Source organism: bacterium (assembly GCA_021372615.1).
GTDB lineage: Bacteria > Armatimonadota > Zipacnadia > Zipacnadales > UBA11051 > JAJFUB01.
Map to the genome: position 1 here is coordinate 16,119 of JAJFUB010000034.1, position 14,709 is coordinate 30,827.

General features: G+C 68.8%; 11 protein-coding genes and 1 pseudogene. 6 read left to right on the forward strand and 6 right to left on the reverse strand.

Annotated elements, in window-relative coordinates; genetic code table 11:
• Window positions 1-49: 49 nt before the first annotated feature.
• Genes LLH23_05445 through LLH23_05455 form a run of 3 tightly spaced genes read right to left on the reverse strand, consistent with a single transcriptional unit; the run spans window position 50 to window position 5,848 of the window.
• Window positions 50-1,075 carry a hypothetical protein gene (locus tag LLH23_05445; protein MCE5237918.1) on the reverse strand — a complete coding sequence of 342 codons (1,026 nt, stop codon included), beginning with the start codon at window positions 1,073-1,075 and terminating at the stop codon, window positions 50-52.
• 28 nt (window positions 1,076-1,103) lie between these two features.
• Window positions 1,104-2,228: a hypothetical protein gene (locus LLH23_05450; protein MCE5237919.1), complete on the reverse strand. Its 1,125-nt coding sequence runs from the start codon at window positions 2,226-2,228 to the stop codon at window positions 1,104-1,106.
• 11 nt (window positions 2,229-2,239) lie between these two features.
• Window positions 2,240-5,848: a hypothetical protein gene (locus LLH23_05455; protein ID MCE5237920.1), complete on the reverse strand. Its 3,609-nt coding sequence runs from the start codon at window positions 5,846-5,848 to the stop codon at window positions 2,240-2,242.
• A 202-nt stretch (window positions 5,849-6,050) separates the two neighbouring features.
• Here LLH23_05455 and LLH23_05460 point away from each other — a divergent pair, with 202 nt between their 5' ends.
• Window positions 6,051-6,938, forward strand: a complete 888-nt coding sequence (locus LLH23_05460) for an NERD domain-containing protein (GenBank protein MCE5237921.1) — start codon at window positions 6,051-6,053, stop codon at window positions 6,936-6,938.
• On the opposite strand, the gene LLH23_05465 is transcribed toward LLH23_05460, so the two are convergent.
• From LLH23_05465 to LLH23_05475, 3 genes are all read right to left on the reverse strand, one after another.
• Window positions 6,935-7,915, reverse strand: a complete 981-nt coding sequence (locus tag LLH23_05465) for an aldo/keto reductase (protein ID MCE5237922.1) — start codon at window positions 7,913-7,915, stop codon at window positions 6,935-6,937. The two genes, LLH23_05460 and LLH23_05465, sit on opposite strands and share 4 nt — an antisense overlap.
• 5 nt (window positions 7,916-7,920) lie before the next feature.
• Window positions 7,921-10,389, reverse strand: a complete 2,469-nt coding sequence (locus LLH23_05470) for a glycoside hydrolase family 2 protein (protein ID MCE5237923.1) — start codon at window positions 10,387-10,389, stop codon at window positions 7,921-7,923.
• A 207-nt stretch (window positions 10,390-10,596) separates the two neighbouring features.
• Entirely contained in the window at window positions 10,597-10,755 is a 159-nt protein-coding gene (locus tag LLH23_05475; protein ID MCE5237924.1) for a hypothetical protein, read from the reverse strand.
• 130 nt (window positions 10,756-10,885) lie between these two features.
• Here LLH23_05475 and tgt point away from each other — a divergent pair, with 130 nt between their 5' ends.
• From tgt to rplT, 5 genes and pseudogenes are all read left to right on the forward strand, one after another.
• On the forward strand, window positions 10,886-12,013 hold the full coding sequence (tgt, locus tag LLH23_05480; protein MCE5237925.1) for a tRNA guanosine(34) transglycosylase Tgt: 1,128 nt from the start codon (window positions 10,886-10,888) through the stop codon (window positions 12,011-12,013).
• Between the two features lie 283 nt (window positions 12,014-12,296).
• The gene (locus tag LLH23_05485; GenBank protein MCE5237926.1) at window positions 12,297-13,205 is read left to right on the forward strand and encodes a Gfo/Idh/MocA family oxidoreductase; all 909 of its coding nucleotides are present in this window, start codon (window positions 12,297-12,299) and stop codon (window positions 13,203-13,205) included.
• A 184-nt stretch (window positions 13,206-13,389) separates the two neighbouring features.
• Window positions 13,390-13,875, forward strand: a pseudogene (infC, locus tag LLH23_05490) (translation initiation factor IF-3).
• Between the two features lie 52 nt (window positions 13,876-13,927).
• Window positions 13,928-14,119, forward strand: a complete 192-nt coding sequence (rpmI, locus tag LLH23_05495) for a 50S ribosomal protein L35 (GenBank protein ID MCE5237927.1) — start codon at window positions 13,928-13,930, stop codon at window positions 14,117-14,119.
• Window positions 14,120-14,292: 173 nt separating this feature from the next.
• Window positions 14,293-14,649, forward strand: a complete 357-nt coding sequence (gene rplT, locus LLH23_05500; GenBank protein ID MCE5237928.1) for a 50S ribosomal protein L20 — start codon at window positions 14,293-14,295, stop codon at window positions 14,647-14,649.
• The last annotated feature ends 60 nt before the right edge of the window (window positions 14,650-14,709 follow it).

Genomic DNA, 14,709 nt, shown 5'->3' on the forward strand with positions numbered 1-14,709 from the left:
GCGAGGCCGCCTGCCCTACTGCCCCCCCAGTAGCCGCTCAGGCAGCGGCCTACCGCGTCGCCTTGGCCAGAGCGCGTAGCTGCGCCATGAAGGGGTCGGGGATCAGGCCGGACTTGTGGGTCGGCAGGTCCCACGAGATGACACCCTCCAGGCTGTTGATGTGCTTGGTGTAGCCGATGACGAGCTCATCGGGGAAGCGTGGCACGCCCCGGCACCAGTACGGACCCATGAAGGTCAGGAGGTGGTACTGCGCGCCCTCCACGAAGCGCCGGATCGGCATCCCCCAGTACTGCTCGGGCTTGCTCTCCCGCCCCCACATCGAGTCCATCATCACCGGCAGCTCCCCCGCGATCTCCCCGGCGGTGTAGTCCTCGTACTCGCTGTAGCAGATCACCGGCGTCTTCACGCCGGGGTTGAAGGCCACCAGGCTGTCGGGGTTGCCGGCCTTCACGGCGGCGGCGAAGCTCTTGAAGTTCGGCTCGTCCGGGCCGCGGTACATGATGTCCGCCCGATAGCACCCGTCGAACCACCACCCCCGGCAGCCCTCGCCCCAGCGCAGCGACCACTCGCGAATGACCGCCTCCCAGTTGCGCTGGAACTCCGACAGCCGCGTGTCCACCTCGCCCTCGATCAGGTACGAGCCTGGGCGCAGGCCCCAGCAACTGGCATCCCACGCTGGCGTACACTTGAGGCCCTCGACCGCCACCCGGTCGTTGGCCGGGGCATGGGCGGGGGAGTAGACCATCACGGGGATGCCATGCGGCTTGAGCGCCGCGATCAGGTCGGCCACCAGATCGCGCCGTGACAGCCGGCTCGGGTCGCGTGGCACGAGGCTGTCATAGGTGGCGTTGGGAGAGAGGATGTAGCCGGAGTTCTGCCCCAGGGTGATGAAGAAGTACCCAGCCTGCACCTCGGCCAGTTGCTGGGCCAGGCCCTCGACATCGAAGGCGTCAATACGCCGGTTCCAGCCCTCCGGGGTCGTGCCCTCGGGGTCATCGGCGCTGGGCAGCCCGGCCAGATAGTGAACGAACACGCCCCACTTGGCGTCCCGGAACCAGTCGGTATTGGCGCGCATGTTGCCTCTCCTGTGCATGTGTTCGCGGTCAGTCGGCGAAGATCCAGTCCATCCGCACCTTCCACAGCAACTGCTCGAGCTTGTCCAGGGTGGCCAGGGCCTCGTTCTCGGCCTGGAGGTTCACCTGCCCGCCGCTGGCCTGGGCCAGCAGTTGCTGCAGTCGGGCCACGAGCGCCGCGTACGTCGCCCGGTCCTTGTCGTTGTCCCGGGTCTCGCGGAAGATCTTGTCGAACTCGGCCTGCAGCGGGGCCAGGCCCTGCGCGCGCAGCCGGAGCGCCGTGAAGTCCAGGGCCCGCAGGGCCGCCAGCGCGGGCGCGAACTGGGGCTGCAGCTTCGCCGGTAGGTCGGCGTTGGCCACCTCCTGGCTGCCCCAGAACGCGAACCGCAGTTCGTTGCCCTTCGCCTCCACATCCCATGTCACGCCATAGGCGCCGACGTCGAGCTTCAGCCCGCCGACGAGGTCGGGCACGGTCAGTCCTCCCGCGCCCCCGACGCTGCCGGACACGCGCCAGTCGCGCCGCTCGTCGTACATGATCCACGACCACTCGGTGGCCGGGTCCAGGTCCACCTTGTCGCCGGTCTTCGGCGTCCGCGTCGGGGTCACAATGACCCGGCCGCCATCCCTGAAGTAGCCCGCCGGATAGGCCACCAGGTGCGCGCTGAGCTTCGGGGTGGCCCCGGCCTTGGGGTACTGTGTGAGGGCGCAGAACAGGGGGCGCTGGCCGGGGACGACCATGAAGCGCACCCGCACCCAGGCCTTCGGCATGTCCCACAGCAGCTCGACGGACGCGCGCTCGCCGCTGTCCAGCGCGCGGATCGCCGTGACGGGGAATGAGCGGCTGCTGTCGCCATCCACGGCGAAGTTGAAGAAGCCGTTGTGGTACCAGTTGCCCCCACCGGGGCTGGTCATGCCGATGGAGCCCTCGGGCTGGACGACGCGTGGCGCGTGGCTCGGGTCGTAGCAGCCCCAGTGCTGCAGGCCGTAGCTGCCCGGCTCAGAGCTGAGCAGGATCTGCCACTTCTTGCCCACATGCCCCTCGTGCCCCCCGACGCGCTCAGGCGGGGCAGTCATCACAGTGGCGGTGGCGTGGCCCGCCGCCTGCTGGGCGCACAGCGCCGAGGCCGACAGGAGCAGCAGTCCTGCGAGAAGCAACGGGGTCCTCATCACTGGCTCGCCTCCAGTTTGACGGTGGCGGTGGCGGTCGTCCCGGTCAGCACATCCCGTGCCACGATCTTCCAGACGCCGGGCGCGTCGTTGCTCGCAAACGGGATGCTCGCAGCAGCCTGCAGGCCGCTCGGGCAGAGCGTCCGGGCATAGTAGAGCCGGTCTCGGCCATCGGGGCCGAGCACATTGACGCGGAACACGGGCCGGGCGCCTTGCAGGTCGCCCTCGGCCGCCAGCTTCACCTGCACGGCGCAGGGCGTGCCGGCGACGGCCTTCGTCGGGGCCGTCACCGTCAGCTTCTGCACCTTGTAGGGCAGCGCGGTCAGGAACGTGGCAGAGGTGTAGAGGCCATTGACCGTCGTCGCGTCGGTCTTGCCTACGTACTTGCCCGCTCGGAGGTCGTAAAGGTGCGCCGGGGCGGCGAGGCGCACCCGCATCGGCACGGTCGCCTTCACGTCCTCGGGGCGCGGGGGCAGCAGACCCACGAGGCGGGCCTTGCCCCGCACGAAGGCCGAGACACGCTTCCCGGACAGCGGCCTGCCGTCCGTCGCGGTGACCTCCACTTGCCAGTGGGGCTGCCCGGCTGACAGGCCGGCAAACATGCGCATGACCTCGCGCGCGGCCATCTCTCCGGGTTGGGCGGCCTGCAGGTCGTAGTCGCCAAACGAGCAGTTGAGCAGCACCGCCGTGCCCCGGCCCAAGGTCTTCACCACGAACAGCGGCGTGTCCCCGGCCTTGCCCAGCGCCGTGCCGTCGGCCAGCTTGACCGATGCGTCTAGGCTCGCAGCGGGCATGGTCGAGCCGTCGGGAATGTGGTAGCGCCCGGCACTGCCGCTGAGCGTCGCCGCACTCGTGACGGCCCTCCCCGGCCCGGCCTCGCGCGTCACGCCGAACAGACCGTCCAACGCCCCCTTGCCCCGCAGCGCGCAGTTGCCCATCGCAATCCCCGGTCGCACGTCGGCGATCAGGACGCCGCCCTCGCGTACGTAGCGCTCCAACTCCGCGACCTCCTTGTCCGACAGGCAGACTGCATGGGGCAGGAGCAGGACGGCCGGCCTGCGCTGGTTCAGCAGCCCGGCCTCCAGTTGCCGGCTGGTGAGGTTGTAGGGCACGAAGCTCAGGTCCTCCAGCAGCCGTAGGGCCCCGGTCATGGCCCGGGTGTAGTCGCCGAAGGGCTGCGACAACTGCTCGAAGTGTACCGAGGGCTGGGAGTGGAGCACGGCCACGGCGTCGCAGTCATGCTCGCTGCGCGCCAGGAGCTGCCCGAGGCCCTCGGTGATCTCCTTGAGGTCGGGCAGGAAGCTGTCCATCCAGTACGCCCAGGTCAGGTCCGTGTTGTAGAAGTTCTCACAGGTGTACGAGCAGTAGACTTCCAGCAGGTTGCTGCCATCCAGCAGCGACTCCCACAGGAAGCGCGGGAGGCCGGGCAGGTCGCGCCGGCCGGAGTTGTAACCGCCGAACCAGTTGCCCCGCACCAGCTCGCGCGGGGCCAGCGACCGCAGCAGCGTGTTCTGATCCACGCGGCGATAGGGCCCCCAGAACTCGAGGCCCTGGATGCTCAGCTCCATGTCGCCGGGTACTGAGCCCTCGGCGCCGACCGCGCCCTGCGGGTCCACCTGCCTGATGACCTCGCGTGCCCAGTGGTGCCAGTTGGCGTAGAGGAACTCGCGGAAGCACTCGGTGTCGTGGAACGGCACCCAGTTGGCCTGCCGTGCGGCATCGCCAGCCTTCATGGGCGCGACCTCGGCGAAGTCCGTGAAGGTCGTCCCCCACGCAGCGTTGAGCGCTTTGAGGTCCCCGCCGTAGCGCTGCTTGAGGAAGGCGGCGAAGCGCGGGCGCTCGCTTTCGTCGAAGCCGCCCTCGGGCGGGATGAAGTTCTCGTCGCCGAGGCTGTAGACCAACGGTGCGTAGGGCTTCGAGGCCGTGGCGCGGTCCACGAGGTCCTGACGCGCCTTCTCGTCCTGCTCAATGGCCCCCAGGCGCCCCTTGTCCCACGAGATGCGCGTCACGTAGGGCACGGCGTGGAAGTCGTCCCGCGCGATGGCCTCCGGGAGCCGTCCCTCGCCCTCCAGGCCCTCGCCCCTGCCGTAGTAGTGCAGGATGCTGCTGAACCCCGCCTCGTGCAGGCGCACCCCGGTGAAGTGGCCGAAGATGCCGGGCAGGTTGCCCCACACCAGCGCCGGGAAGTCGTCCTGACCGCCCTGCCGGACGAAGAACTCCTGCTCCTTCTGGTCCCAGGGCACGCCCTGGCGCAGAAGCATGACGCGCGCGCGACCGGCAAGACTAACCGACGCCCCCAGCGGCACGGAGAACGCGACCTCGTCCTGCCCGGCCTGCAGCGGGAACTGCTTGCGGGCGAAGACGCGGCCGTAGTTGTCCAGCAGCGTGACCCGGAGCGCCCAGCTCGCGTCCGGCGCGGCGGGGAGGAGGGAGACCTGCCCGGTGCACGGCTCGCCCGGAGCGAAGCTGACCTGCGCCGGCTTCACCTCGGCGACCCGCTGCACGGGCTTGACGAACACCGCCGCGCTGGCCCAGCCGAGGACGCCGTCCTTGCTGCTGAACTTCAGGTCCAGGAAGTGCGTCCCGCCCGGCAGGCGGGGCAGGCTGAGCGCCAGAGGATTGTCCCCGACTGCCAGGGCCCGGGGAGTCGTCGCCTCCTGCTCGACCTCGCCCCACTCGTTGCGCACGCGCACCCAGAGCTGCCCCGGCACGGCCTTGCCCGCCAGGTTGGCGAGGCTGCACTTGAGCTGCAGCGGGGCGGCGGGGTCATCAAGCTGGAAGCCCGCAAACGGCAGCCCCACGAAGCGCACCTTCGGCTCGCGCTTGGCGGCCCACAGCACCGCCTTCGCCACCAGCGACTGGTGGTAGTCGTACTCGGTCAGCGTCCGGTAGGTATAGGGCTCCTGGGGCGTCAGGCACCAGCCCCCGGCGAAGCCGGCCGGAGACTGCATGCCGTAGTCAATCCGCACCACGCGCCCCTCGCCCACGCGGTAGCCGTCCACGAGGTCGTTCAGGCCCTGGCTCAGCTTCTCCATCTTACCCCTGTAGAAGGTCAGGCCCGCCAGGGGGACATCCGCGGCCTGGAGGGCAGCGTCGGGGAGTTGGTGTCGCCACAGGCGCTCGTCGGCCTCGCGCTTGTAGACGAGCACCAGGCCCGCGCCCTCCTTGACGCGCCGGAGGATCTCGTACTGGACGCGGATGGGGAGCTTGGCCAGGGGGAAGTTGGCGATCACATACACGTCGTACGGCTTGGCCAGCTTGCTCAGGACGGCCAGTTCCTTTTCCTCTGACGAGGTGCCCTCGACCATGGCGGGGTAGGGCCCGTAGCTGCCGGGGTTGCCCAGGTTCCGCCCGTCGAGTGCGGTCTCACCGCCGGGCTCGAGGTCCAGGCGCTGGGCCAGTTCGGCCACCTCGCGGGCCGTGTGCGTGGGCGCGATGAAGAACGCGCGCACTTTGCCGCCGGCCAGCGGCCTGGCCCACTTGGTGTGCGGGGTCTCGTAGCCGAACTGAAAGTCGTTGTAGTAGCTGCCGGGCAGGCGTGCGGCGGCCTGGGCCAGCGTCAGGCATGACAGCAGTACAGCCGGCAGGATGGCGAATCGGGTCCGCACGGTCGTGGCCTCCTTGGGGAACGCTCGCACGCCCTGTGGTTCGCGATGGCACGCCGAATACCTTGTGCGGCACTCGCGCTGACACGGTCGGCTTGCGTGAAGCTTGAGCGAAACTACGCACGGAGTCCGCAAGTCATGCACTAACATCGCCGTCGCAGGATCGGCGGTGTTCCAGTACCGGGGGCGTTGCGGAGAGATCGCTATGGCTCGTGTGGTCAACACCGACACGACGCTCGGTCGTCGGGCCAACGTCCAGAGACTGGGCCTGATTGCTCTCTACCTGACCGCGGCGGTGCTGGTGGTCAATCTAGGGCGCGGCGTGGTCCGGGAGATGGGGGGCGTGGACCACATTCGGGCGGCCGGCGTCGTGAAGGCTGCGGCTACGGCTGGGGCGCGCGTCTTCACCCTCTCCAGTGGACATCTGCCGCCGCATGCCGTCCGCCAGCTCGCGATGCTGGGGGTGCACGTGGGCGGGCTGGTGGCGATCTCGCAGCTCATCTGGCTGCCGCTCACCGTCCTGCGCGGCTATGGCGGCCAGCGGCGCGTACTCGACGAACTGCGGCGACTGCCCGACGAGTACTGGGTGCTCAATGACCTGCTCGTGCCCGGCCAGAAGACCCGGTCACAGGTAGACCACGTCGTCGTCTCTACCTACGGCGTCTGGTGCCTGGAGACCCAGGCCCACGCCGGGTGCGTGGTCGGGGGCGAGCACGACTACGAGTGGCGCCAGTACAGGCGGGGCGACACCGTGCGCGCCCACGGCAACAAGTTCTTCAACCCCGTGCGCCAGAACTCCACCCACTGCGCCCACGTCGCCGATCAGTTGGGGAGCGCGCGAGTCGATGTCCCCGTGCGGTCCATGGTCGTCTTCACTGAGGCGGAGATTGACACGATGACGATCACCCCCGTGGAGCCGGTGGGCAACCTCGTCCAGGCAGTCCTGCAGCACGACACCGAGCCGGTGCTGGACGACCACGCCGTGGAGCGGGCGGTGGGGGTGCTGTCGAACCTGCTGGCGACGAAGGCCTCGCGTCGGGCCGCCGCCAGTGCCACTCCACCGGTCGAGGCCGGCGAGCCCCACGGCGTCTAGCCCCGCATCACCCTCAGGGCCTCGTCCGGCAGACCGGCATCCAGCGCCGCGCACGCCGCCATCACCTCTGTCGCCTCCCCAAAGCCAATGAGAGTCAGACTCACCTGCGGGTCGTGCAACACAGCGCGCAACGCCACCTCCGAGAGGACTACGCCCGCGGGCAGGCGACGCTGCAGCTTCTCGGCCAGGCGCAGATCCGCCTCGTACCTTGCCAGGGGGAAGAACCGCGTGCGCTTCGTGTGCTCGCTGGGGGGCTGCAGGGCCAGCGCCCCGCCGGCCAGCGCCCGGATGGCGATGACGGCCACACCGGCGCTGACGCAGTCCGACGGCACAAGCGCATCAGGGCCGGACGTGGAATCAGGACGGGGTGTCGGCGAAGCCGACGGGGACCCCGCCGCGCGGATCGCCTCCAGCAGGTTCCACGGGACCTGCGCCGTGGCAAACAGGCCCGAGCCCAGCACCTCTCGCAGAGCCTCGAGTTCGCCCTGCCCCGTGAGTCCCACGTGCCCGATCAACCGCTCAGCCTGCAAGCCCGCGAGTGCCTCACCTGCCGCCAGGGCCACTGCCGGCGGGATGGACAGGTGCAGCGCCCCCGCCTCGGCCGTCACGGCGTTGTGCAGTTGCAGCAGTGTGGCGTGGTCGCGGCCGAGGCGCTGGAGGCTCCCCTCCACCGAGCGGCGGACCGCCCCCGGGACGTCACGCTCCTCACCGGGCTGCAGGCGCACCTTCGTCGCGACATGCACTCGCTGCAGCGCGCCCAGCTCCGCCAGTGCTCGCCCCAGTTGCCGCTCCGACGCGCCGTCGCCATAGCCGGGCGCCGTATCGAACCAGTTGACGCCCGCGTCCAGCGCCGCCTGTACGGTCTGGCGCTGCCGGTCTGCGGCGGCGGGGTCGGTCATCAGCGCCGCCACCGGCCCGGCGCCGAAGCCGAGCGCCGAGACCGTCAGGTTAGTGCGACCGAGCAGACGGTATTGCATGGCTCTTACGCGTACGTGTCCACGAGGCTGCGCACTGCCAGAGCCGCCCTGAACTCGTCGGCCGTCAGCGGCTCTGCCGACCGCACGGTGATCGTCACGGGCCGACCCGGGAAGAGGTGCACGAAGTTGTCGCTGTAGCGGGCCGCGCGCTCCGACAGTTCCAGCCACGCCCACAGCGCCGGCCGCTGCGCCGTCAGTGTGACGGCGAAGGCCCCCTCGCCCGCGTCCTCGACCCGCACGTCCAACGAGGGCTCCTGCAACTCCAGGTGCTTGGGGCGGGCGAAGGTCACGAGGTTGGAGGAGACGGTCTGCCCCTCGACAGACAACGCCATCCCCAGGATCAGGTCGCGCGGGCCGTGCTGGGCGAGGTGCGCGGACAGGTCGAGGCTGTCCACCAGCGTGTTCGCGCCGGGCGCGGCCTGCACCGCCATGCTGCCCGCGTCCACTGGCGTGCCATCCGCTCGCACCAGCCACCAGCCTAGCTCGGCCGCGGCAGGAGCGAGGAGGTCGCTCGTGACGTGCAGCTCGACCGTCCCGCGTTGCGGGTCTTCCACCCCCGACACCAGGAGTGGGTTGTTGAACTGCCGCGCCATGAACTGCAGGGCCTTCCAGTTGCCGAAGTAGTCCAGCGATGACCAACTGGCCACCGGCCAGCAGTCATCGAGCTGCCAGTACAGCGTCCCCATCCCGCGCGGCATGGCCCGCCGCCAGTGCTCCACGGCGTACTTCATCGCCATGCCCTGCAGAATCTGGCTCAGCCACAGGATCATGTCGAAGCTCGTGGGCAGGCGGAACCACGAGAGCATGTACTGCAGGATGGCGTCATTGCCGATGCCGCTGCGCTGGTGATGCTCCATGATGTAGCTGGTCACATTGCGGTCGCCGGGGTCGGTGAAGCCGTTCACCGTCCGCGGCGCGGGGAAGGACTGGAAGCCGAACTCGCTGTTGAAGCGGTGGTCGCAGGTGCGATACCACTCGAACGGCTGACGTCCATGCCAGACACTCCACAGGTGCGCGTCGCCCTCGTTGGGGTTGTTGAAGTCCTGGCGTTTCGAGGGCGTGTGCGGGCTGCCGGGCCAATAGTCACGGCCCGGGTCCAGCCGCTTTACCACGTCAGGCAGCAGCCCCTCGAAGAGCTTGTCGTAGTCCGCCCAGCTCATCGTCCGGTCGGTCCATTCGTCGCCAACGAGGCCCTGCTCCAGCTCGTTGTTGCCCACCCACAGCGCCAGGCAGGCGTGGTGGCGCAGCCGCCGCACGTTGTCCTCCGCCTCGGCCCGCACATTGGCCATGAAGGCGTCATCGAACGCGGGGTAGGTCGAGCAGGCGAACATGAAGTCCTGCCAGATGCAGATCCCCAGTTCGTCGCACAGGTCGTAGAAGCTGTCCTGCTCGTAGATGCCGCCGCCCCAGACGCGCAGCATGTTCATGTTGGCATCCGCCGCGCTGCCCAGCAGGTCGCGATAGCGCCCCGGCGTCAGGCGCGTGACGAAGGCATCGGCCGGGATCCAGTTGGCGCCCTTGGCGAAGAAGGGGACGCCGTTGACGACGAACTGGAACGACTCGCCCCACTGGTCGGCGTGGCGATCCAGGCGCAGCGTGCGCAGGCCCACGCGCCTAGTCGAGACGTCGAGCACGCCGTCGCCGTCGCGCAGCTCGACCTGCACGGTGTACAGCGGCTGGGCGCCGAGGTTGTTGGGCCACCAGAGCTGCGGGTCGGGGATGGGCAGCCGCGCCGCTGCCGTGCCGTCGGCCAACACCACGTCAGCCAGGGCGACGATGGCATTGCCGAGGCGGGCGGTCAGCCTCGCTGTGGGCGCTGTCGTCCCGACGACCTCCGCCGCCACGGCCACATGCAGCGCGACCGCGCCCTCGTCATGCTGCTGCCGCACGACGATCTCGCTCAGGCGCGCGTCGCTGAAGGCAACAATCTCGATCTGCCGCCAGATGCCGCACGTTACGACCACGGGGCCCCAGTCCCAGCCGAAGTTGCAGGGCTCCTTGCGCACCCAGGCGCGGCCGCGCACTTCCTTCGGCCCGCCCCAGCCGGGTAGCGGGCGCTCCGCCTGTCGCGCGGCGATCAGTGGCAGCGGCGAGGCGAACTGCACCTCGATGGTGTTCTCGCCGGCCACGAGCGCGTCTTTGACGTCGAACTCCCAGAGGCGGAACATGTTGTCCGCCCGGCCGATCTCGCGCCCGTTGAGGCGGATGGTGGCCAGCGTGTCGAGCCCCTCGCAGCGCAGCAGCATCCGCTCGTGCGCCACGAATTCCGCCGGCACGTCGAAGGTGCGCGCGTACGTCCACTCCGCCTCGCCGATCCAGTGCAGGCGGTCCTCGTTGTCGCGGACGAACGGGTCGGGAATGCGGCCCGCGGCCAGGAGATCGGTGTGGATGCAGCCGGGCACAGCGGCCGGGATGGCGTCAGCAGCGCCGGCCTGCGTGACGGTCCAGGCGCCGGTCAGATCGAGTCGAGTCATGGGAGGGTGCTCCGTGGGTGTGGTGGGGAGCAGTTCGTTGCAGGGGGTGGCCGAACCTCCAGGGCGGGGCGTCGGCGGAACCGACGAGGATCCCGCCGAGGCTTGGGTCACGCCTCCGGCGCTCGACAACAGGACCAGAGGGGTAAGGGGGGCGGTCGGGTGACGGGGGCTTCCGCCCCCGCCTAGACTGAGCCGGCCCTCCGGGCCTCAACGGCCGCCGCCGTGAGCATCGTCGTCGTGGGTGCCGTTGCCGGCGTTGCCGTTGTCGTCAGCGCCGTTGCCGTCAGCGCCGTTGTCGTCAGCGCCGTTGCCGTCAGCGCCGTTGCCGTCAGCGCCGTTGCCGTTAGCGCCGGAGGCGCGGCTCAATCTAGGCGGGGGCGGAAGCCCCCGTCACCGCCGCCGCCCTCCTCCTTCCTCAGGCGCTTCCTCCCGAGCGCCGGAGGCGCGACTCACCGGCCTCCCCTGCCTCCGGCCCCAACATGCTATAATCTGCGCCATGCTGCACTTCGAGATCACCACCACCGCCCATCCCGCCCGCACGGGCCGCCTCACGCTCACCCACGGCGCCGTACGCACACCGGTCTTCATGCCCTGTGCCAGCCTCGCCACCGTCAAGGCCTGCCCGGCCCACCGGGTCGAGACCACCGGCATCGAGATGCTGGTCTCCAACGCCTACCACCTGTGGCAGCGGCCCGGCCACGAGGTCGTGCGCGATCTCGGCGGGCTGCACCGCTTCATGGGCTGGGACCACCCGATCCTCACCGACAGCGGCGGCTTCCAGGTGTTCTCTCTCGCCAAGCCCAGGGACATCACCGAAGAGGGCGTGCACTTCCGCTCGCACATCTCCGGCGAGGCGCTGCTGCTGACGGCTGAGCAGTCCCTGGAGATACAGAACGCCCTGGGCAGCGACATCGCGATGGTCTTCGATGAGTGCACGCCCTACCCGGCGGAGAAGGAGTATGCGGAGGCCTCGCTGGAGCGGACCCTGCGTTGGTCCGAGCGCAGCCAGCAGGCCCACCGCAACCCGCGCCAGGCGCTGTTCGGGATCGTGCAGGGCGGGGTGTATGACGACCTGCGCGCCCGCAGCGCCGAGGGCACCGTCGCCCTGGGCTTCGACGGCTACGCCATCGGGGGGCTGTCGGTGGGGGAGAGCAAGGAGCAGATGCTGGCGGCGCTGGAGGCGGCGCTGCCGCACCTGCCGCCGGACCAGCCGCGCTATGTGATGGGCGTGGGCACGCCGCTGGACATCCTGGAATGCGCCGCGCGCGGGGTGGACATGTTCGACTGCGTCCTGCCCACGCGCATGGCCCGCCACGGCAGCCTGATGACCCGGCAGGGCCCGCTAAAGATCAACCGCCTCGAGCACGCCACCAGCAGCGAGCCGCTGGACCCGACGTGCCCCTGCGAGGCCTGCCAACGCTACAGCCGCGGCTACCTGCGCCACCTGTTCATCTGCAAGGAGCCCCTGGCCTGGCAACTCCTGAGCGAGCACAACCTGACCTTCTACGCGACGTTTATGGCGGAGCTAAGGACGGCGATTGAGGCGGGGACGGTGGAGGAGTTGAGGCAGAAGGTGGGGGCGTGGACGACGCGGGAGAAGCGAACGGAGACGGAAACGGACTGACGGCTCCTCACCCCTGCCCCTCTCCCTCGCGCTCGATGGGGCCGAGCGCTCCGGAGAGGGGACCAATCCGCCACCTCCGTGGCTTCGAAGCCACAGTGTGTGCGTATCATTCCCCTCTCCGGAGCGCAACGCAGTGGAGCGAGGGAGAGGGGCAGGGGTGAGGAGCCGTTTGTCTCTGCCACGCAGGTATCCCCGCCTGCCCGGCGAACCTACCCCCGCTGACGTCGTCAGCCACACATCCTGAAACGGTCACCGTTGCCGTACAACCTTCGGAGGCGCTCTGATGATCAAGCTGGGCATTGTTGATTGCGACACTTCTCATGTGATCCAATTCACCATGCGGCACAACCACATCCCGGTCGAGAAGAACGGCATCGCCGAAGACCAGTGGGTGGATGGCTGCAAGGTCGTCATGGCCTACCCGGGCACCTCCAAGGTCCTGGACCAGAAGACCATTGACGAGCGCGCCAAGCAGCTCAAGAAGTGGGGCGTCAAGATCGTCGAGAAGCCCGAGGACATGATCGGCAAGGTGGATGGCGTGCTGATCGAGTCCAACCAGGGCAGCCAGCACCTCAAGCACGCCAAGGTGTTCATGAAGGCCGGTTTGCCCTGCTACATTGACAAGCCCTTCACCAACTCGGCCAAGGACGCCCTGAAGATCCGCGACCTGGCCGCCAAGTACAACGTCCCCTTCTTCTCCTCGTCCTCGCTGCGCTACGCCCCCGAGTGCGTGGCGGCGAAGGCCGAGCTGGGGCAGATCTTCGGCGTGGACGCCTGGAGCCCGGCGTCGCTGCACCCGGCCAGCCCCGGCCTGGCCCACTACGGCATTCACGGGGTGGAGATACTCTTCACGCTCATGGGCGCGGGCTGCGAGGCCGTCTCGTGCGCCTTCAACAAGGAGATCGGCGAGGTCAACACGGCCAAGTGGTCGGATGGCCGCGTCGGCGTGATGCGCGGCACGCGGCAGGGCGCCCATGCGTATGGCTTCGTGGCCTGGGGCGAGAAGGAAGTGCGCACCAGCGGCATCAACACCGCGTACATCTACCGCGAGCTGTGCAAGCAGCAGTCGCAGCTCTTCATGACCGGGCAGCCGCCGATTGACATCAACGAGACGATCGAGCTGGTGTGCTTCATGGACGCGGCCCTCAAGAGCAGCAAGCAGGGCGGCGAGTGGGTAGCGCTGGAGAAGTAGCGCCATAGGAGCGCCGGCTTTCAGCCGGTAGCAGGCCGAAGCGACCGCGGCGGCGGCTGCCTGTCTTGACAGCCGCCGCCGATTCCTGCTAAGGTAACCCTCCACGGTGCCCTCGGGCATCGTGGTGCGTGATTCCCGCCAACATTCGAGGTGAGGCGATATAGATCCCAACCGGGGCTACAGGATCAACGAGCGCATCCGCGCGTCGCAAGTCCGCGTGGTCACTCAGGAGGGCGAGAACCTGGGGGTCATGTCCATCCAGGACGCCCTCGCCGAGGCCGAAAAGCGCAGTCTGGACCTGATTGAGGTGGCGCCGGACGGCAAGCCGCCGGTCTGCCGCATCATTGACTACGGCAAGTTCCGCTACGAGCAGCGCAAGAAGCAGAAGGAAGCCCAGAAGAAATCCAAGCAGATGGAGATCAAGGGCATCCGCGTCCGGCCCAACACTGACGATCACGACCTGGATTTCAAGAGCAAGAACGCCCTGAAGTTCCTGCGCCACGGCGATAAGGTAAAGTTCACCGTCATCTTCCGCGGCCCGGAGCTGCGCCACAAGGACATCGGCCAGAAGCAGCTGGAGCGCTTCATCGCCAACCTGGCCGAGTACGCCATCGTGGACCAGCCGCCCCGCATGGAGGGCCGGCGGATGACGATGGTGCTGGAACCCAAGAAGACCATGCCGCCCGCCCCACCTGAGCAAGGAGCCAAGCCCAGTGCCAAAGATGAAGACGAGACGATCCGCGAGCAAGCGCCTGCAGGTGACGGGGAGCGGCCGGATAGTGCACCGCTGCAGCAAGCTGAACCACCTGCTGTCCAAGAAAACCCGGCAGATGAAGCGCCGGCTTAAGCGGGGCGGCGAAGTAACGCCCCCCGGCTACAAGCAGCAAGTAGACGCTCTGCTGCCGTATAGTTAGGGATTGGGGACTGGGTTGTGGGCATTGGGGACGGCACTGCCGTTCCCTGACCCCTGACCCGGGATCCCCGCCGTACACGGGCCAGTGACGCGGGCACCCAAGTGAGACGGAGCGCCTTGAGGCGTCGCCCTCTCCGCCCCCAGCGGCCCCGGGCATGACAAGGAGTTGTGAGTATGCCCCGAGCAAGTCGAGGACCGGCAACACATCGCCGGCGCAAGAAGATCCTGAAGGCGGCGAAGGGTTACGTCGGCGGTCGGCGTAAGTTCTTCAAGACCGCGAAAGAGACGGTCATGCGGGCGCGCAAGTACGCGTACCGCGACCGCCGCGTGCGCAAGCGCATGTTCCGCAACCTGTGGATCGCCCGCATCAACGCCGCCGTGCGCATGAACGGGATGACCTACAGCGTGTTCGCCAACGGGCTGAAGAAGGCAGGCATCGCGCTGAACCGCAAGATGCTGGCCTACCTCGCCGCCGAGGATCCCGCCGCGTTCGCGCTGATCGTGGAGCAGGTCAAGGCTGCGGTCGCCTAGCGCAACGCCAGCGCCGCTGTACCCGAGACGCCGACTCAGCCGAGTCGGCGTCTCTGTTTG